General features: G+C 67.9%; 18 protein-coding genes. 10 read left to right on the top strand and 8 right to left on the bottom strand.

Translation table 11 applies throughout. The features are described from left to right. Nucleotides 1–119 precede the first annotated feature (119 nt). The 3 genes from AC069I_RS07125 to AC069I_RS07115 all read left to right on the top strand — a co-directional run bounded on the left by AC069I_RS07125 (nucleotide 120) and on the right by AC069I_RS07115 (nucleotide 1,501). Nucleotides 120–395 carry a GlsB/YeaQ/YmgE family stress response membrane protein gene (locus AC069I_RS07125; protein WP_340686134.1) on the top strand — a complete coding sequence of 92 codons (276 nt, stop codon included), beginning with the start codon at nucleotides 120–122 and terminating at the stop codon, nucleotides 393–395. Between the two features lie 71 nt (nucleotides 396–466). Then, the gene (locus tag AC069I_RS07120; RefSeq protein WP_037307283.1) at nucleotides 467–763 is read left to right on the top strand and encodes a GlsB/YeaQ/YmgE family stress response membrane protein; all 297 of its coding nucleotides are present in this window, start codon (nucleotides 467–469) and stop codon (nucleotides 761–763) included. Between the two features lie 21 nt (nucleotides 764–784). Beyond that, complete coding sequence (locus tag AC069I_RS07115) at nucleotides 785–1,501, top strand: leucine-rich repeat domain-containing protein (protein ID WP_478230981.1); 717 nt, start codon at nucleotides 785–787, stop codon at nucleotides 1,499–1,501. 106 nt (nucleotides 1,502–1,607) lie between these two features. On the opposite strand, the gene AC069I_RS07110 is transcribed toward AC069I_RS07115, so the two are convergent. From AC069I_RS07110 to AC069I_RS07100, 3 genes are read right to left on the bottom strand one after another with little or no spacing between them, the layout of a single operon-like run. Further along, nucleotides 1,608–3,446, bottom strand: coding sequence for a VanW family protein (locus AC069I_RS07110; protein WP_478264992.1), 1,839 nt, complete (start codon nucleotides 3,444–3,446; stop codon nucleotides 1,608–1,610). 20 nt (nucleotides 3,447–3,466) lie between these two features. Further along, nucleotides 3,467–3,760, bottom strand: coding sequence for a GroES family chaperonin (locus tag AC069I_RS07105; protein ID WP_007032412.1), 294 nt, complete (start codon nucleotides 3,758–3,760; stop codon nucleotides 3,467–3,469). A gap of 40 nt (nucleotides 3,761–3,800) precedes the next feature. After that, the gene (locus tag AC069I_RS07100; protein WP_478224061.1) at nucleotides 3,801–5,636 is read right to left on the bottom strand and encodes an NHL domain-containing thioredoxin family protein; all 1,836 of its coding nucleotides are present in this window, start codon (nucleotides 5,634–5,636) and stop codon (nucleotides 3,801–3,803) included. A 152-nt stretch (nucleotides 5,637–5,788) separates the two neighbouring features. On the opposite strand from AC069I_RS07100, the gene AC069I_RS07095 reads away from it, so the two are divergent. Beyond that, nucleotides 5,789–6,358 (top strand): hypothetical protein, encoded by a 570-nt coding sequence (locus tag AC069I_RS07095; protein WP_478224060.1) that lies wholly within the window; start codon nucleotides 5,789–5,791, stop codon nucleotides 6,356–6,358. Here AC069I_RS07095 and AC069I_RS07090 read toward each other — a convergent pair. Continuing rightward, complete coding sequence (locus AC069I_RS07090; protein ID WP_478264991.1) at nucleotides 6,325–6,822, bottom strand: SRPBCC family protein; 498 nt, start codon at nucleotides 6,820–6,822, stop codon at nucleotides 6,325–6,327. The genes AC069I_RS07095 and AC069I_RS07090 overlap by 34 nt on opposite strands. Before the next feature lie 35 nt (nucleotides 6,823–6,857). Next, nucleotides 6,858–9,203, bottom strand: a complete 2,346-nt coding sequence (locus tag AC069I_RS07085; protein ID WP_478224057.1) for an oxidoreductase — start codon at nucleotides 9,201–9,203, stop codon at nucleotides 6,858–6,860. A 333-nt stretch (nucleotides 9,204–9,536) separates the two neighbouring features. Here AC069I_RS07085 and AC069I_RS07080 point away from each other — a divergent pair, with 333 nt between their 5' ends. The 5 genes from AC069I_RS07080 to AC069I_RS07060 all read left to right on the top strand — a co-directional run bounded on the left by AC069I_RS07080 (nucleotide 9,537) and on the right by AC069I_RS07060 (nucleotide 13,534). Next, the gene (locus tag AC069I_RS07080) at nucleotides 9,537–10,187 is read left to right on the top strand and encodes a DUF3558 domain-containing protein (protein WP_478264990.1); all 651 of its coding nucleotides are present in this window, start codon (nucleotides 9,537–9,539) and stop codon (nucleotides 10,185–10,187) included. 334 nt (nucleotides 10,188–10,521) lie between these two features. After that, complete coding sequence (locus tag AC069I_RS07075) at nucleotides 10,522–10,968, top strand: hypothetical protein (protein WP_478224053.1); 447 nt, start codon at nucleotides 10,522–10,524, stop codon at nucleotides 10,966–10,968. Nucleotides 10,969–10,988: 20 nt separating this feature from the next. Beyond that, nucleotides 10,989–11,579, top strand: a complete 591-nt coding sequence (locus tag AC069I_RS07070) for a DUF3558 domain-containing protein (protein WP_478224051.1) — start codon at nucleotides 10,989–10,991, stop codon at nucleotides 11,577–11,579. Between the two features lie 3 nt (nucleotides 11,580–11,582). Further along, nucleotides 11,583–12,788, top strand: coding sequence for a hypothetical protein (locus AC069I_RS07065; protein ID WP_478264989.1), 1,206 nt, complete (start codon nucleotides 11,583–11,585; stop codon nucleotides 12,786–12,788). A gap of 2 nt (nucleotides 12,789–12,790) precedes the next feature. After that, the gene (locus AC069I_RS07060) at nucleotides 12,791–13,534 is read left to right on the top strand and encodes an ESX secretion-associated protein EspG (protein ID WP_478264988.1); all 744 of its coding nucleotides are present in this window, start codon (nucleotides 12,791–12,793) and stop codon (nucleotides 13,532–13,534) included. Here AC069I_RS07060 and AC069I_RS07055 read toward each other — a convergent pair. The 3 genes from AC069I_RS07055 to AC069I_RS07045 all read right to left on the bottom strand — a co-directional run bounded on the left by AC069I_RS07055 (nucleotide 13,531) and on the right by AC069I_RS07045 (nucleotide 15,972). Then, on the bottom strand, nucleotides 13,531–14,286 hold the full coding sequence (locus AC069I_RS07055) for an amino acid ABC transporter ATP-binding protein (protein WP_340686123.1): 756 nt from the start codon (nucleotides 14,284–14,286) through the stop codon (nucleotides 13,531–13,533). The genes AC069I_RS07060 and AC069I_RS07055 overlap by 4 nt on opposite strands. Next, the gene (locus tag AC069I_RS07050; RefSeq protein ID WP_125679484.1) at nucleotides 14,283–15,086 is read right to left on the bottom strand and encodes an amino acid ABC transporter permease; all 804 of its coding nucleotides are present in this window, start codon (nucleotides 15,084–15,086) and stop codon (nucleotides 14,283–14,285) included. Before AC069I_RS07050 ends, AC069I_RS07055 begins: the two co-directional genes overlap by 4 nt. Nucleotides 15,087–15,162: 76 nt before the next feature. Next, nucleotides 15,163–15,972, bottom strand: coding sequence for a basic amino acid ABC transporter substrate-binding protein (locus AC069I_RS07045; RefSeq protein ID WP_478224046.1), 810 nt, complete (start codon nucleotides 15,970–15,972; stop codon nucleotides 15,163–15,165). 148 nt (nucleotides 15,973–16,120) lie between these two features. On the opposite strand from AC069I_RS07045, the gene AC069I_RS07040 reads away from it, so the two are divergent. Next, nucleotides 16,121–17,782, top strand: coding sequence for a circularly permuted type 2 ATP-grasp protein (locus AC069I_RS07040; RefSeq protein WP_478224044.1), 1,662 nt, complete (start codon nucleotides 16,121–16,123; stop codon nucleotides 17,780–17,782). Nucleotides 17,783–17,790 lie beyond the last annotated feature (8 nt).

The raw sequence follows: 17,790 nt of genomic DNA, 5'->3' as shown, positions 1-17,790 counted from the left end.
TAGTGACGAAGAGCCCTCTCCGGTCCGGAGGGGGCTCTTCGTGGTTTCGAGGCGGTTTTCCGGGGGCATTTCCGTGCTGAGTCCGCCCGCGGGCGGAGACCTCGGCAAAGGAGTCTTCAATGACAGTCACCGGCATCATCACGGCGATCGTGGTCGGTTTGATCCTCGGGGTGCTCGGCAGGTTCTTCGCCCCCGGCAAGCAGTCCATCCCGATCTGGCTGACCATCATCGTCGGTATCGTCGCCGCCTTCATCGGTACGGCGATCGCCCGTGGACTCGGCTACGCGGACACGAAGGGCTTCGACTGGCTCGAACTCATCACCCAGATCGTCATCGCCGGTATCGGGGTGACCCTGGCCGCGAACCTCTACGGACGCCGCGGTGTCACCCGGTAAGGGGTCTTGAGGCGCGATGAGCCCGAATCGGTGTCACCGTGGGCTCATCGATCTCCAGCGAAGGAGGAACCATGTTGGGTGGCCTTTGGGGCATCATCACCACGATCGTGGTCGGGCTGATTCTCGGTGTCATCGGCCGGATGCTGGCGTCCGGCGATCAGAAGATCCCGATGTGGCTGACGATCGTGGTCGGCATCATCGCCGCTTTCATCGGCAACTGGCTGGCCGGTGTGTTCGGTGTCCGTGACACCCCGGGCATCGACTGGATCCGGCACGCCTTCCAGGTCGGCGCGGCCGTCGTCGGCGTCATCGCCGCGGCCGCCATCTACGCGAAGGTCAAGGGCGGCGGGCACCGCGCCGTGACCTGACCGGGGCTACGGTCGGCCCCTGTGACCACTCGACTCGATCTCAGTGGCCAGGGGCTGACTTCCCTGCGCGACCTCCCTCTCCCTGCCTCGCTGGAGTACCTGGACCTGTACGACAACCGGCTGACGTCCGTTCCCGACGAGCTGTGGTCCCTGTCCGGGCTCCGTGTGCTGAATCTGGCCGCCAACCGGCTGACCACCGTCTCGCCCTCGATCGGCGCCCTGCGGAACCTGCACACCCTGGATCTGGGGCACAACGAGCTTTCGACCCTGCCGGACGAACTCGGCGAGCTGTCCGGGCTGACGGAATACCTTTACGTGAGCGACAACCGGCTCACCGAGTTCCCCGCCGCGCTCTGCTCGCTCGGACGGCTGAAATACCTGGGCTGCACGGACAATCGCATCTCCACACTTCCGGAAGACCTCTCCGGGCTGGCCTCGTTGCGCGAATTCCGCTTGTACGGCAACGGGTTGACCGAACTACCGGAATCGATCGGGACGCTTTCCGCGTTACGCGAACTACACCTGCGGAAGAACCTGCTGACTTCCCTGCCGTCCTCTCTCGGGGAGCTGAACGAGCTGCGTCAGCTGGACCTGCGCGAGAACAAGCTCACTTCGCTGCCGTCGTCCATCGCCCGGCTGTCCAAATTGGACAAACTGGACCTGCGCTGGAACAAGGAGTTGCGGGAGCCGTCGTGGCTCGCGGACTTCGAGGCTCGCGGCTGCATGGTGCTGCGGTGAGCCTCAGAGCCTGATGGCGGAGCTGAAGATGTACTCCGAAAAGTGGCCGAACGCGTGAACCCGCCCTGCCGACGTCGATCGCGGACGCGGGTTCACCAACAGGAACTCAGGTGCAGATGATCGCGGCCCGCGGCGAGTAGGTCGCGTTGCGGGTCTCCCGGCGGACCTCCGTCCCGGTGACGACGTCGACGAGCACGCGGGTGTCCGAGGTGCTGAACCCGGCCGCGCCGGGATCGGGTACGCACCCGGGGCCAGAGCCCATCTGCACGGGCTGGGGGACGTGGGAGTGCCTCTCCCCGCCGACGCTCTGCACCGAAAACCGTTTGGTGCCCCAGATCCGCACGGTCACCGAACCGTTGGCGGGGATCACCTGGATCGCGATCCCGGTCGGGGCGTCGTTGACGATCTGCAGCTCGACCGGCGAGCCGTCGTCGTTGATCGCCTTCACGTCGCGCGCGACCGGATAGCGGTCGAGGTAGTGGTCGTGTTCCAGATGCCCGCCATCGGCCAGCCCCGCCAGGTACGCGGCGTTGTAGAGCGTCGTCGCGAGCTGGGAGACACCGCCGCCGACCACGACCGGCCCGGTGCCGTCTTCGTTCACCGGAGCGGGGACGTAACCCGCGTCCGCCGTCCTCGCTCCGGACCGCGCGCCGAGGCTGAACGTCTCGTTCGGCTTCACGATGGCGCCCGAGACCCTGCTCGCCAGTGCCTGCACGTTCGTCATCGCCGGCCCGCTCAGGCCCGACGTGGTGAATTCGCCGATGATCTCGTTGATGCCGAGGACGTTCGCCGCGTCGGTGCTGACGGCCGGGCTGCTGGCGTCGTAGACCGCCTTCAGCTCCCGCTCTTCGCTCTTCGCGAGCACCGAGGTCAGCGTCGAGAACGTGTGGTCCCAGTTGATCTTCCGCGCGTCCTTCGACGGCTGCACCGCCGGCCTGTCGCCGACGAAGACGATCTGCGCGTCCGCCCCGTCGGTCTCGGTCTCCTTGAGCTGAGGCTGCGCGGCGGCGCGCAGTTTGCCCTGGTCAATGCGGACTTCGAGGTTGCCGTCGTCGCGCGCGGCGAACTGGAAGGACTCCGCGATCGTGGCGGGTTTCAGTGTCGCATCCTTGCCCTCGCCGCGGATGACGAGCGGTTTCGCGACCGCGGGGACGACGATCTTGACGAGCGCGGCGTGCACACCGGGCGAAGTCGCCTTAACGGGCGCGACGTTCACCTTCAGCTCGACACCTTCGTCGCCCAGCCAGCGGTCGATGACCGCGGTGACCGCCTCCTTGACGTCGGCGAGCGTCTGCCCGTTCCGCGGCTCGACCGCGGTGGCGACGACGCCGCCGTCGCTGCCCGCGACGGGCTGGAACGTGATGTTCCCCTCGACCGGCGGGCGGTTCAGCTGCGCGGCGGCGAGGTCCGAGACGGCCTTTTCGAGCTTCGGCGCGTCGGTCCAGGTGACGACACCGACCTCTCGGCTGCTGAAGAACGACATCAGCCGCGTGTACGGGCTCAGCGGCTGATGACCGGCGCGCCCCAGCGTCTGCGGCCAGTCCAGACCGAGACCGGACGACGTCGGGTACAGCACCGTCCGGACGTCGCCGGCCCGCACCCGCACCGGCTCGATCAGCCTGGGCTCCAGCTCACGGCGGAGCTTCGACTCCGCCTCCTTGTGCGTGAGGCCGCCGACGTCGATCCCCGCGACCGTGACGCCGCGCGGGACGTCCCCGGCGCTGACGATCAGATCGACCGCGTACGCGACCACGAACAGGCCCATGAGCACCCCGGTGCCCATGAGGGCCTTGCCGAGTCCCCGGCGGAACTTCGACGCGGGCGTGGGCGGCGGATGCACCACCCTGTCACCCTCGAAGAGCTCGTCCACCAGGCCCTGGTCGGAGTCCGGGAGGAGATCGTCGGTGAACAGGCCGGCACCCGGCTCGTCACGGTCTTCGCGCACCGCCCCTCCCGTGGCTCGAGTTACAGGTACAACCCCGTGCCGTGTTCGGTCCGTTCGGTCGCCACGGCGTGGATGTCGCGTTCCCGCATCACCAGGTGCCCCTCACCCTGGATCTCGACCTCGTGCTGGTCATCCGGGTTGAACAGCACGCGGTCGCCGGTCTTGACGTTCCGCACACTGTTGCCCACGCCCAGTACATCACCCCACGCGAGCCGCCGCGCGACCTGCGCGGTGGCGGGGATGACGATGCCGCCGGAACTTCGGCGCTCCCCGTCCTCGGGGGACAGCTTCACGAGCACCCTGTCCTGCAGCATCTGAATCTCGAGTTTCGGCCGATCTGACACGAGTACGACTCTACTTACCCGGATCGCCCGCCATGACCAGGCTCAGCACGCTTTCTCCGCCCTTTTCGAACCGCACCGGGACGCCCCAGTCCTGCCGGGTGATGCGGCACGCGGGGTGCTCGCCTCCGTCGTCACAGCTGGCGGCCTGCGCGACGACCTGAAGGACCCCGCCGGTGACGCCCTCGGCGAAGCGGAGCTTGCGGAACAGATCCGTGCCCACCCCGGCGCCGTCGGCGAGCAGTTCCGGCGGCGACGCGCTGATCTCCAGCCGCGTCGACGGGCCGAACCGGTCGTCGAGCTTCTCACCCGGTGGCGGGGTGAAGACGACGGAGAACTCCAGCTCACCCGGTGCCAGCACGGTCGGCGGACGGCGGACCGCGTGCGCGTCCCCGGCCACCGCCTGCTCACCGAGCGGCACCGGACCGACGCGGCTTCCCGCCGACTCGACGACCAGAAGTTCGCCGTCGTGCACGAGCAGTCCGGACGGCTCCGCGAGACCGGTCGCGAGCGTGGTCACCCGGCGGGTGAGCGGGTCGTAGCGGCGGATGGCGCCGTTGTAGGTGTCGGCGATCGCGATGGTGTCGCCGGGCAGCACGGCGAGGCCGAGCGGATGTTGCAGGAGCGCCTTGTCCGCGGGCCCGTCGACGTGCCCGAAGGAGAACAGGTCGACGCCGACCGCCGTGTGCACGGTGAACGTCTCGCCCTCGGGCTGGATCCAGCGCAGCGCCGACGTCTCCGCGTCCGCGAGCCACAGCTTCCGTCCGTCGGGCGTGAGACCGGACGTCTGCGCGAAGAACGCTTCGTGGACGTCACCGTCACGCAGGCCTTCGACGGTCGTGCCGGCGAAGCGGCGGATGGTGCCCGAGACGGGCTCGAACACGCTCAGCGTGTGGTTGCCCGCCATGGCGACCACGACACCGCCCGCGGGTCCCCACCAGGCGACGTCCCAGGGGCTGGTCAGGTCGATGTCGAGCGCCTTGCCGGTGTCGACGCCGTCGCGCCACTGACGGCCGGTGCCGGCGACAGTGGAGACCTCACCGGTGATCAGGTCGATACCGCGCAGCCGGTGACCGGCCGTGTCGGCGACGACGGCGTGGTACCCCGCGCGCTCGGCGACCTCGTACGGCAACAGGGTGATCCCGGACGGCTCGGTGAAGCTCGCCAGGTCGAACGGCCCGTCCTGCGCGCCGCGCTCTCCGCTGCCGAAGCGGCGGATGATCGTCTCGCCGTCGGACGCGAACTCGACGATGGAGTGATTGCCGGTGTCGGCGACCAGGATGCGGCCTTCGGCGGTGGTGACGGCCTTGCTCGGGAAGCGCAGCTCGGTGCGCTTCTCCTCGGCCGGGACGTACGGGCTGCCGCCGCGGCGCAGCGTGCCCTTGGCCTCGTGGGTGGCGACGAGGTCGGCGATCACCCGGCGCAGCGCCTCGGCGTGCCCTTCACCGGCGGCGACGTGGACGACGTAACCCTCGGGGTCGACGACGACCAGCGTCGGCCACGCCTTGACCGCGTACTGCGACCAGGTGGCCATCTTCGGGTCGTTGAGCACCGGGTGGTGCACTTCGTAGCGCCGCACGGCGGCCTCGATCGCGGCCGCCTCGCCCTCGTGCAGGAACTTGGGCGAATGCACGCCGATGGTCACCAGGACGTCGGCGAACTCGGCCTCCAGCGGGCGCAGCTCGTCCAGCACGTGCAGGCAGTTGACGCAGCCACTGGTCCAGAAGTCCAGCAGGACGACGCGGCCGCGCAGCCCGGCGAGCGTGATCCGCTCACCGCCGGTGTTGAGCCACCCGTCGCCGTCGAGCTCGGGCGCCCGGACGCGGGACTGCGTTCGTGGAGAAGTCACGACATGAGTGAACTACACGCGCGGCCGTGCTGTTCCGAGGTCCAGGCGTTGAGAGGGCGAGCTCACCCCGAGGGAGGAGCCCCATGTGGGTGACGAGGGAGTGGTGTTAAAAGAGAAGGCGCCTTCGCGTTGGGCAATTTAGGCTCGAACACATGTCCACTGTTGAGCACGCCTTCACCATCGAGGAGGCACACGATCTCCAGGCGAGCTTGGCCGAACCCGTGCGTCCCGGGTTGAGCGAGGCCGAGCTCGACGACGTCGAAGCCCGCTTCGGCTTCCGGTTCGCCGCCGACCACCGCACCTTCCTCTCGGCCGGGGTGCCGATCGGCGACCGCTGGCCCGACTGGCGCTGCGGCAACCCCGACCAGCTGCGGAAACGCCTGGACTGGCCGGTCGACGGAGTGCTGTACGACGTCGAACACAACGGCTTCTGGCTGCCGGACTGGGGCATGCGCCCGCATCACCTCGCCGACGCGCTTTCGCGGGCCCGCTCGCATCTGGCGCTCGCCCCGCAGCTGGTTCCCGTCTGCGGGCACCGGTATCTGCCGGGAATCGCCGGGAGCACGGGATATCCGGTGCTGTCGGTGTATCAGACCGACATCGTCTACTACGGCTACGACCTGCGGGGGTACCTGCGGCACGATTTCTGTGGCGAGCCCTTGGGCCCGCCGCCGTCCGGCGGGCCGCGTCAGGTCGAGTTCTGGTCGCGGTTCGTGGAGTGAACGGACTCGGCGGCGGCCTTCAGCCGGGCCAGCGTCGCGGCGATGTTCGCCCGGTTGGCGTCGTCCCGCTTCCAGACCCCGGTGAACAGCGACGTCGGCCCGCGCAGCCAGCCCGGCCGCCGGTCCCACGTGCTTTCGACGGCCACGCAGCCGTCGCCCGAGGGCTCGATGTCGTACTGCCAGCGCGCGACGGGAAGACCGGCGACGGTGGTCACCTCGAACGCGAACCGCTTGCCCTCGTCGGCGTCGGTGATCGTCGAGAGAGTGCTCCAGCGGCGGAACCCCTGGCGGTTGCGGCCGCGGAACTTGGCGCCGACGGCGGGCTCCTTCGCCGCACCGACCCAGCGGTGCCCTTCGTACTCCTCGGCCATGTCCGCGAGGGCGCCCAGGTCGCTGACCAGGGCGTACACCTTCTCTGGCGGGGCGGCGATCGCGATCTTGCCGGTGGCGCTGGGCTGCGTCATCACATACCTCCGTACTGAGGGTATGTGAAATACCCTCAGTTGTCGCGGCGGAGCATCCGGCTTATGCCGGCCGCCACCGTCGTCGCCAGCACCCAGCCCGAGGCGGTGAACCCGGCCGCGACCCAGTTGTCCATGCCGTGCATGTACCAGCGCGACTTGTTGCCGAAGTCGACGATCGGGACCAGGAGGTCGATCGTGTACAGCACCGGGTTCCACTGCAGCCCGGTGTCGTCCTGGTTGACCAGGCACCGCGGCCCGCTCACCGTGAGCTTGGGGTTCGTGATGCAGTCGTCGACGCCGAGCCCGAACCACAGGCTCCCCAGCACGAGCAGCGTCAGCAGCCAGCCGAGCGCGCGCACCGGACGGAAGCCGTAGCCGACCATCGACCGCTGCAACCAGCTCCACACGTGCACGCCGGGTCCGAAGAACTTGAAGCCCTTCGCGAGTGCCTCGTACCGGAACTGCTGTTTCTTCAGCAACACCGTGGACGCGTGCTCTTCATTACCGGACGCGCGCAGCGTCGCCGCCAGCTGGTCGTAGGGCCCCGGGCGGTAACCGTCCATCGCCTTGCGCAGCAACGCGATCCGATGGTCGATCGCCCGGTCGTCGTCGAGCGCGATGTCCTCTTGCAGTGCGTCGTAACGGAAATCCTCCAGCTCGATCCCGCTCGCCGACGCCCAGAACGCCTCGTTGTCGCCCAGCGTCCCGCAATGCGCGCGCCGCAGCACGATCCGGCCGTCCGGCGGAGCGCCGGGCGTGAGCAGGAATTCGTCGGCCGAGACATCACTGCCGTCGAGCGCGATCCCGTGCTGTGGCAGGGAACCCAGTCGCGCGCCGCGGAAGTCGACGCGCCGCGCGACCTGTGCGCCGTCGAGGTTGACCCCGCCCTGCGCGACGAACGGGCGTTCCTTGTTCTCGGTGAGGATCAGGTCCCGGCCGATCCGCGCGGTGCGGACGTCCAGCGAGTAACTGGTGCGCGTGCGCGCGCCTGGCTCGGTCAGGCTCGTGCCGAAGAGGTTCACGCTGCCGCCGATCTCGGCGCCCTGCAGCCGCAGGGTGCCCTGAACGGTCGCGTCGGTGAGCTGGAAGTTGCCCGCGACCTTCGCGCGTCGCGCGGAAAAGACGTCGCGGCGCGGGTGGAGGAACATCGAGTTCCACGCCAGCACGTTGCCGCCGACGGTGATGTCGGCCATACGCAACTGCCCGGACGGCACCCGCAGGCTCGTCGCCTCCAGATCGCCGCCGATGGTGGTCCCGTCGAGGTGGATCGCGCGGTCGTAGTAGGGAATGGTCTGCCCGCGGACGACCTGGACCTCGGCGCCGGCCAGCCGCAGCGACCCGCCGATCCGGGCGTTGACCATCCGCAGCGTCCCGGTCGCCTGCATCCCGTCGCTCAGCTCGAGGTTCCCCTTGACCGTCGAGCGATCCGCGACCAGCGCCGGCCGCGGATCGATGTACGGATCGTTCGACTTCCACGCGTCGACGACGATCGGCCCGGCCTGGTTCACCGAAAGCCTTGCCTCGCGCAAAATGATGTCACTGTCCACAGTGGCGCTCGGCAGGAACATGATCCCACTGGCGGAGAAGCGTTTCCGCTGCGCGGCGGGCCCGTAGTTGTCCACCTCGCACAACAGGCTGCCGCCGATGTGGATCCCGTTCCCGTTGAGCGCGAACCCGTCCCGGTTGTTCAGCGTCGCGCCGGAGAAGTTGACGTTACCGCCGGCGCGCATCCCCGGGATGCGGACTTCTCCGTTGGCCACCAACCGATACGCCAGCAACGCGCCGACGATGTTGACCCGGTCGGCCTGGATCGCCTTGCCGCGCGGATGCGTGATCACCGTGCGGGTCAGCACGACGGAGCCCTCGATGACCGCGTCGGTCAGGTTGACCGCCGCGTTCGGCATCCCGCGCTCACGATCGTCGCCGCGCTGGACCGTGGTCTCCTCGATCTCGTGCTCGGCGTCGACGTGCACGACACTGCGGATGAGGCGGACGTCGTTGCGGGTGCGGAGGTTGCGCGCCTTGAGCCCGGGCAGCCAGCATTTGCGGAACACGAGCCCGAGCAGATGCGCCTCGCGGACGTCCGGCGGATGCTCGAACCGGCACCGCTCGAACCGGAACAGATACTTGATGTCGGCCGCGCGCAGATCGAGCGTCCCGGTGATGTACGCGTCCTCGACCTGCACGATCGGCGCGTTGGTCGCCTGGCGACGCCAGCGGAGCAGCCCCGTCGTGCCCGGCTTCATCAGCTCGGACGCCGGGACCTCGTACCGCTTGTCGGGGTTCGGATCGAACGGGTCGAGCGGCGGCAGCGACGTGTCGCCGTTCTGGTCGCCTTCCCCCGGATCACGCGGCCCGTTGTTGCGCCGAAAACCCGGCATCGTTTCGTTCCCTCCCCCGTCGTTCCTCGGGCACCAGCGAAGCCGATCACGCATGGGATTCGCAAGTGGCCCAGGGCAGTAGACCGGAAGCTGCCACGTGCCTACGACGGCAGAACGGCCGACTCGGGTGCTGGAACAGGTCTTTCGCGTCCGCGGTGGCGATCTTGACCGGTTTCGCCGTCGTAGCGGCGGTTCGCTGCTCCGGTCACTCAGCGGAGTCGGTGTTGGACTACGGGTAGGTCGCGCCCTTCGCGGCCCGTGCGGGGAGGCACGACAGTGCTGGGCCGCACTCGCCCGCGCAGCACCGGTAGCACTTCGCTCCACAGCCGAACCATGGCGAGCTCGGTTCCAGACAAGCGAGAGCAGGAAAGGCCCCGAATGCGACGGCTCATCATCGCCTCGACGATCACCTGCACGACTTCGCTGCTTGCGACGGCTTGCAACGGTGACAAGACCTCGGGGAGCCCCACCTCTGCACCGGCGTCGTCCTCGGGCCTACCGCGAGCAGGTGCCCCTGCCGTGCGAAGTCCACTGAAGACCGACCTGCTGACCACGGATCCCTGCGGCGCTGCTACCAAAACCGAGGTCGAAGGCGTGGGAGGAGCCCTCAAAAGCACAGCGGCCGAAGACATCGCGAGCGGACGCGGTTGTGCCTGGATCTTCGCCGACTCCGCAGGGAACGTCAGCGGCGCATTGAACGTCAGCCAGCCCGACGGCCTCAGTCACCTATACGCGCTCAAAGCTCAAGGTAGCGGCGTAACGACGTTCAAACCACTGCCGGACATCGCCGGGTATCCGGCAGTCGAGTACGCGAATGGTGGCGAAGGTCAAGGCGCTTGTCAGCTCGCAGTAGGCCTCCGCGACGACGTGACATACGTCCTGGTCACGCAACTGCGGCGTGGTAGCCCCTACCTGGACGACCCGTGCGGCTTGAGCGTGAAGATCGCAGAGTTCACGATCCAGCATCTGAAGGCGGTCCAATGACCTTCCGGCGATGCGAGAGCTCATCGCCGTCCCTGGCTGGCCGCTGGCAGCGGAGCGCACCCGCCAGTCGATGTACGGACCAGAACGCCTCCTGCACCACACGCACGGCACGTCCGCCGAGTCGGGAAGGACGAGCCGAGGGCGGCGGCCTGGGCTTTCTTGATCAGACAAAACCGTCTTTCAGGCCAGACCACGCTGATCGTCCCATCTTTCGATGGTGATCTTCCGCGAAGGGGCTGATCAACGGTTTACCTGCTGCTATCGTCACCGATTGGAGTCAGCAGAGAACTACGGGTAGGTCGCGCCCCATGCGGCCCGTGCGGGGAGGCACGTCATGACAGGACCGGGAAGCGGCCCACAGAGGGCCAACGACCAGGCCAACGGACCGGGGTCGCAGGCGACGCCCGACTACCGCGATCTGGGCACCGGGCAGGCCAAGGCCGACTTCGCCGCCGCCTCGGCGAACGGCGGCTGGGAGTTCGATGCCGAGGCCATGGACAAGGTGATCAAGTCTCTTGAGGATTGCCTTCAAGGTGACTTCGCGATCGCCCAGAACGAAGCGACGTGGCTGACCCAGATCAAGCCGCCGGGTGCAGAGGTCGGCAGCGAGGGTTACACGCAAGCCGCTGTCACTTCTGGTCGGTCCTATCAAGACTTTCTCCGAGGCGCCCGCGCCTACACGGACGCCTACGTGAGCACTCTGATCGAGATCAAAACGGCCTATCAGAATCAAGACCAAGCGGCGATCGACGCGCTTCGCCAGATCGGAAAAGTCGACTGATGCGACCTCGAGCCATTCCCATGATCGCCGCAACCATCGCCGTGGTCGCACTGTCCGGCGGTTGCAGCGACAAGAATCCGGGAACCGCCGAAACTCCGGCGCCCACCGCGCCGTCCTCCTCGACACTGCCTTCTGATGGCGCACCGAGCGTGACTGATCCGATCACTGACACCTCCGTGGTCGAGGCAGACCCTTGCCGCGCGATCCCGACTGCTCAAGTGGAAGAGGTCGGCGGCAAGGTCGAAAGTTCCCGTCTGGACAAGATGGCCTTGGGCAACGGTTGCACCTGGTTGTTCGCCGGGAGCCCCAGCAACGTCAACGCCGGGCTCGTGACCGGCAACAAGGACGGCCTCAGTTCTCTCTACGCGCAGCACAAGTCCGGTGGTCTCACCACTTTCAAGCCGGTCGAACCCATCGAGGGCTATCCGGCGGTCATCTACGCCAACGGCGGTGAGGACGAAGGCACCTGCACGTTGGCGGTCGGTGTTCGGAACGACCTTGTGTACACCGTGATTCCGCGCCTGTCGATGAGGCATCCCGGTTTTTCCGACGCGTGCGGAATGGCGACCAAGGTCGCGGCCGCCGCGATCAAGAACTTCAAAGGGGCGTAGGTCATGACCTACAGCGGTTGGGAGATCTTCACCAAGCTCAACACCTACCCCGAAACCACAGCGACTCTGGACAGGGCACAGCAGGCCTCTCACACCTTGATGGACATCCATCACAGAATGAGCAGGACGCTGGAGTCCAGCCAGACGGCGCTGAGTTCCTTCTGGAAGGGCAAGGCCGCCGACAGCGGTACAGCGGGCCTCGCCCCGCTCATCGCGACCTCCAAGATCGCGGGCGAGAACATGGACCGCGCCCGTCAGTCGATGTTCGACCAGAACGCCTCTTTCCATTACACGCGCGGCAATGTCCGCCCGGTCGAGAAGGAACGCGCGGGGGACAGCGGGCCCGAGGACGTCTTGTCCATCGGGGCGAGTGACGACGAGATCGCGGCGGCGAAGTTCGACGCGGACACGAAGCACAACGTCGAGATCTACGAGCCGTACTACCAGAGCACCCAGCCGCGGCAGCAGTCGCTCGCGCCGGCGTATCCGGCCGCGCATGATCCGAACGTTTCGTCGGGGCCGATCACGCCGGATCCGATCGATCCCGGTCAGACCAAGGTCAGCGGGTTCAGTGGCGGGCCCGGCGACTCCGGGCGGCACAGTGGTCCCAGCGGGTACACCGGCGGTCCGAGTTCGTACAGCGCGCCTCCGGGAGCCGAGGGGTATCAGGCGCCGAAGCCGCCGCAGGTCCCGCCGACGCCGAGGGTTCCGCAGATGCCGAGGCCGCTGCCTTCGCCGCAGCCGAACGATCGGACCGAACTGTCCCAGTGGGACCGTGGGACGCAGGTGCGGCCGGGCGACCACCGCCCGCCCGGCTTCGGCCCCGGTCCTGGCGGCGGTCCTGGAGGTGGCGGCAGTGGATTCGGCCCGGGAACGGGCGGGTTCAGCGGCGGCTTCGGGCCCGGTGGCGGGTTCGGGCCGGGTGGCTCGACGGGCGGGCCGGGGAGCATGGGGCCCGGCCGCGGCGTCGGCGCCGGCATGCCCGGTGAAGGCGCGATGCGCGGCACACCGGCGGGTGGCCCCGCGGCCACGGGACGGCCCGGCGCGCCTGGCATGGGCGGCGGCGGGATGGGCGCCGGTGCCGGCAAGGGCAAGGGCGGCGAGGACGAAGAGCACCAGCGCAAGATCACGCTGCAGGAAGAGGACGGCGACTCCCTCTTCGGCGGTTACGACGGGGACAAGCCGGTTCCGCCGGTGATCGGCGCGTAATCGTGCTGCGGAAACCCGTCGAGCTCACACTCCAGACCTACGAAACCCTGCTGGACCAACACAATCTCGGCGACATCCACCCAACCCTCGTCCGCGGCGCGCAGTGGTATCTGCCCGAGGAACGCCGCGAGCTCGCGGCCACCGCAAAGTCCGAATTGGACAGACAAGGACTGCTCACCCGTGGCCGGATCGACGACGAATTCCTCGACACGCTGCGATTTCTGCAGCGGCCGGCAGTGGAGTACTACTCGTGGGTGAAGTCCGAAGGGCGTGAGCGGACCGTTCGCGCCGCGGGAAGTGGCCGGGAAGCGGGCACGGTGGTCTTGGTCGACAAAGTCGTCTACCTGACGCCGACGCGGCCGGACACACTGGCGCAGGATTTCACCGGCCTGCTCCCCGAGGCTCCCGCCGCGCGCACGCCGTCCTTGAACTGTTCGGAAGACGATCTGCAGGTCCTGATGAAGGGCGAAATGCTGACCGGCACCGGCCCGAGCATCCGTGACGCGAAGAAGATCCTCCAGTGGATCCGGTCGCCGCACACCTTCTTCGGCAGGCTTTACGTCGCCATCCGTGATGGTGGCGGCAACCGGAAACGCGTCGAAAGACCACCGGGCTGGATGGACACCGAACAGGGCCGCGTCGTGTTCGGCCCGGACGCCAAGGGCTGGGTGAGCCTCATGGGCGCCGGGCCGCACGAAATCGTCGCGAAGGTCGTCCAACTGGAGTCGCAGCTGCGGGGACGCTAGCCCTGGTGGTTCGGATTCAGGACCCGCGAGAGGAACGTCTTCGTGCGTTCCTCCTGCGGGTCCCCGATCACCTGGTCCGGCGAACCCTGCTCGACGACCACACCGCCGTCCATGAACAGCACGATGTCGGCCACCTCGCGGGCGAACTGCATCTCGTGCGTGACGACGAGCATCGTCATGCCCTCCTGCGCGAGCTGCCGCATGACCGCGAGGACGTCACCGACCAGTTCGGGGTCGAGCGCGGACGTCGGTTCGTCGAACAGCATGACGTCCGGGTTCATCGACAGCGCCCTGGCGATCGCGACGCGCTGCTGTTGCCCGCCGGAAAGCTGCGTCGGCAGCGAAGACTCCTTCTCCGCCAGCCCGACCTTCGCGAGGTTTTCCCGCGCGATGCGCTCCGCCTCGTCTTTGCCACGCTTCAGCACCTTGCGCTGCGCGACGGTGAGGTTTTCGAGCACGCTCAGATGCGAGAAGAGGTTGAACGACTGGAAGACCATGCCGATCTTCGTGCGGGCGCCGTCGATGTCGACGTCCGGATCGGTGATCTCGCTGCCGTTGACCACGATCTTGCCCTGCTGCGGTTCCTCGAGGAGGTTGACGCAGCGCAGCAGCGTCGACTTGCCCGAACCCGACGGGCCGATGATGCAGACGACCTGGCCGCGCTCGACGTGCAGGTCGATGCCCTTGAGCACTTCGAGTTCGCCGAACGCCTTGTGCAGTCCCGAAACCTCGACGATCGTCTGGGTGCTCATACCGTTCCTCCGCCGGGCACTCCGGCTCCGTATTTCTTCTCTAGCCGCTGCTGCAGGATCGACAGCGGGATGGTGATGACCAGGTAGCACAGACCGGCGACGACGATCGGGGTCAGGCCCTTGGCCTCCAGCAGCGCCTGACGGCTGAACTGCGCGAGTTCCTGCTGCGCCGGGGTGGTGCCGAGCAGGAACGCCAGCGACGAGTCCTTCGTCAGCATGATCAGCTCGTTGGCCAGCGGCGGCAGGATGATCCGGAACGCCTGCGGGATCACGACGGTGATCATCGTGCGGGCCGGCGACATGCCGAGCGAACGCGCGGCCTCGACCTGCCCGCGCGGCACCGCCTGGATACCGGCGCGGATGGTTTCCGCCATGTAGGCGGACGACACGATACCCAGCGCCAGCATGATCGCGACGTTGCGCGGCAGGGTCGTGTCGAACGCGGTCGGCACGCCGATGCCGACCGCGAGGAAGATCAGCAGTGCGGGCAGACCGCGGAAGAACTCGATGTACCCGCGCGCGAACCAGCGGTACGGGCCGACCGAGGAAAGTCTCATCAGGGCGAGCAGCAGGCCCATCCCGAGGCCGAGCGCGAAGCCCAGCGCGGTGAAGACGATGGTGTTCTTCAGTGCGACGGTGATGACGTCCGGGAACTGCTTGGCGGCGACTTCGAGATCGAAGAACGCCTTGCCGATCCGGCTCCAGTCGGCCAGCAGCGCGAGCACGATGACGATCACCAGCAGCAGGACGTACTGCCCGGTCCGGAAGGCCGAACGTCGCTGGCGGCGGCTCAGAGCCATTTCTCTCCTCAAACAGGTGGCGACAAGCCTGTGGCCGGTGCGCTGGCACCGGCCACAGGGCGGCTTCAAACTAGTGCTAGGCGGCACCGCCCGGCTGCCAGGTCGGCGCCTTGCCGAACCACTTCTGGTAGATCTGCGCGTAGGAGCCGTCCGCCGCGGCGGCCTTGAGCACCTCGTTGATCTGGCCAAGGAGGGCGCTGTTGCCCTTTTTCACGCCGATGCCGTAGAACTCGTTCGTCTTGAACTCGGTGACGACCGTCGTGTCCGGGTTCGTCTTCGCGAAGTCGTAGAGCACGCCGTTGTCGTTGACGCCCGCGTCGACCGTGCCGTTCTTGACGGCCTGCTCCAGCAGCGCGAGGTCGTCGAAGGTGACGATCTCGGCGCCGGCGGCCTTCTCCTTGGCGTAGTCGGCGCCGGTGGTGGCCGACTGGACACCGATCTTCTTGCCCGCGACGTTGGACAGGTCCTTGATCGGCGAACCGGTCTTGACCAGCAACGCCTGGGTCGCCTCGAAGTACGGGTCGGAGAAGTCGAACTTCTCCTTGCGCTTGTCGGTGATCGTCATGCCCGCGGCGGCGAGGTCGCACTGTCCGGTGTTCATCGCTTCGCCGGACTCGATGGTCTCGAAGGCGATGTCGACGATGCTCTGCTCGACACCCAGCTTCTTGCCGACCAGGTCGACCAGGTCGACGTCGAAACCGACGATCTTGTCACCCTGCTTGACCTGGAAGGGCTGGTAGGGCAGGTGCGTGCAGGTGGTGATCTTGCCGGACGCGACGAGCTGGACGCCGCCGGCCGCGGTTCCGCCTTCCTCGCCGCACGCGGACAGCGCACCCGCGGCCAGGGCGAGCGCCGGGATCAGGGCGAGCGCTTTGAATCGAGCCACGTCGTCACTCCTCGTAGTTCCCATGTGTCGAGAGCACGCATATTGCCACTCATCCGGCGGCAAGCACAGCACTGCGACGTTACAGCGCCGTTTCGGCCGTCACGGGCGTTGCATGAGGTATCGCGCCGGCATGGCAGGGTGAGCGAGTATGGCGACCATGAACAACAACCCGGCGCCGCGGCTCCCACCTGCGGGCCGCCGCCCACGGACGACGACGTCGGCGCGGCGCGCGGCGAGGCCCGGGGCGCAGTTCGACGGCTATCTCTCGCCGTCCCGGCCGCACGCGGGCGCGTACGACGAGATGTTCACGGCGGACGGGACGGTCCGCCAGCCGTACCGGGCGCTGTACGAATCGATCTCCGCGCTGACGTCGGCCGACCTCTCGTCCCGCTCGGCGGCGATCGACCGGGCCATGGTGGACCAGGGCATCACGTTCTCGCTGTCCGGCCAGGAACGCCCGTTCCCGCTCGACCTGGTGCCGCGCGTGATCACCTCCGCCGAATGGAGCAAACTCGAACGCGGTGTGGCACAACGGGTCCGCGCGCTCGAGGCCTTTCTCGCCGACGTGTACGGCGACCGGCAGATCCTGCGCGACGGCGTTCTCCCGCGACGGCTGATCACCTCGTGTGAGCATTTCCAGCGCGAGGCGTTCGGGATCAACCCGCCCAACGGCGTCCGCATCCACGTGTCCGGTGTGGACCTGGTGCGGGACGAGGACGGCACCTTCCGGGTGCTGGAAGACAATCTCCGCAACCCGTCCGGCGTGTCGTACGTCATGGAGAACCGCCGCACGATGGCGCGCGTGTTCCCGGACCTGTTCGCCCAGCACCGGGTCCGCCCGGTCGGCGACTACGCCTCGCATCTCCTGCGCGCGCTGCGGGCCGCGGCCGCGGCGAACGTCGCCGACCCGATGGTCGTCGTGCTCACGCCCGGCGTGCACAACTCCGCGTACTTCGAGCATTCGCTGCTGGCCCGGCTGATGGGGGTCGAGCTGGTCGAAGGCCGCGACATGTTCTGCCGGGACAACGTCGTCTACCTGCGCACCACCGAGGGCGAGCAGCAGGTCGACGTCATCTACCGGCGGATCGACGACGAATTCCTCGACCCGGTGCACTACCGGCCGGATTCCGTGCTCGGCGTGGCCGGGATCCTGAACGCGGCGCGCGCGGGCAACGTGGTGGTCGCGAACGCGGTCGGCAACGGCGTCGGCGACGACAAGCTCGTCTACACCTACGTGCCCGAGATGGTGAAGTACTACCTCAACGAGAAGCCGCTGCTGCCCAACGTGGACACCTTCCGGTGCTGGCTGCCGGACGAGTTCGACCACGTCATGCGGCACATGGACGAGCTGGTGATCAAACCGGTCGAGGGTTCGGGCGGGTACGGCATCGTGTTCGGCCCGGACGCGACACAGGCCGAGCTGACCGCGTTGAAGCGGAAGGTCCGGGCGAACAAACGCGGCTGGATCGCGCAACCGGTGGTCCAGCTGTCCACCGTTCCGTCCAAAGTGGACGACCGGCTGGCGCCGCGGCACGTCGACCTCCGCCCGTTCGCGGTCAACGACGGCAAGGACATCTTCGTGCTGCCGGGCGGGCTGACCAGGGTCGCGCTCCCGGAGGGCAGCCTGGTGGTCAACTCGTCGCAGGGCGGCGGCTCCAAGGACACCTGGGTGCTGGCGCCGCGATCCTCGACGGCGGAGCGGGAGTTGGAGCGCCCCGCACTCGGCGCACTGTCCCAAGTGGACGGACTGGTCGCCGAACAGGGTCCCGAGCTGACCACCACCCAGCAGCAACAGCAGCAACAGGCATAAAGGGAGGT

The organism is Amycolatopsis sp. NPDC043885 (assembly GCF_056435685.1).
The sequence above is the reverse complement of the archived record's forward strand: the minus strand, read 5'-3'. Positions and strand labels throughout refer to the sequence as shown.

What these genes read in the sequence shown, in the direction of transcription:
- AC069I_RS07125 (WP_340686134.1), top strand. Translation starts at nt 120, where the DNA reads ATGACAGTCACCGGCATCATCACGGCGATCGTGGTCGGTTTGATCCTC.
- AC069I_RS07120 (WP_037307283.1), top strand. Translation starts at nt 467, where the DNA reads ATGTTGGGTGGCCTTTGGGGCATCATCACCACGATCGTGGTCGGGCTG.
- AC069I_RS07105 (WP_007032412.1), bottom strand. Translation starts at nt 3,760, where the DNA reads ATGCTGCAGGACAGGGTGCTCGTGAAGCTGTCCCCCGAGGACGGGGAG.
- AC069I_RS07095 (WP_478224060.1), top strand. Translation starts at nt 5,789, where the DNA reads ATGTCCACTGTTGAGCACGCCTTCACCATCGAGGAGGCACACGATCTC.
- AC069I_RS07090 (WP_478264991.1), bottom strand. Translation starts at nt 6,822, where the DNA reads ATGACGCAGCCCAGCGCCACCGGCAAGATCGCGATCGCCGCCCCGCCA.
- AC069I_RS07085 (WP_478224057.1), bottom strand. Translation starts at nt 9,203, where the DNA reads ATGCCGGGTTTTCGGCGCAACAACGGGCCGCGTGATCCGGGGGAAGGC.
- AC069I_RS07080 (WP_478264990.1), top strand. Translation starts at nt 9,537, where the DNA reads ATGGCGAGCTCGGTTCCAGACAAGCGAGAGCAGGAAAGGCCCCGAATG.
- AC069I_RS07075 (WP_478224053.1), top strand. Translation starts at nt 10,522, where the DNA reads ATGACAGGACCGGGAAGCGGCCCACAGAGGGCCAACGACCAGGCCAAC.
- AC069I_RS07070 (WP_478224051.1), top strand. Translation starts at nt 10,989, where the DNA reads ATGATCGCCGCAACCATCGCCGTGGTCGCACTGTCCGGCGGTTGCAGC.
- AC069I_RS07065 (WP_478264989.1), top strand. Translation starts at nt 11,583, where the DNA reads ATGACCTACAGCGGTTGGGAGATCTTCACCAAGCTCAACACCTACCCC.
- AC069I_RS07055 (WP_340686123.1), bottom strand. Translation starts at nt 14,286, where the DNA reads ATGAGCACCCAGACGATCGTCGAGGTTTCGGGACTGCACAAGGCGTTC.
- AC069I_RS07050 (WP_125679484.1), bottom strand. Translation starts at nt 15,086, where the DNA reads ATGGCTCTGAGCCGCCGCCAGCGACGTTCGGCCTTCCGGACCGGGCAG.
- AC069I_RS07040 (WP_478224044.1), top strand. Translation starts at nt 16,121, where the DNA reads ATGGCGACCATGAACAACAACCCGGCGCCGCGGCTCCCACCTGCGGGC.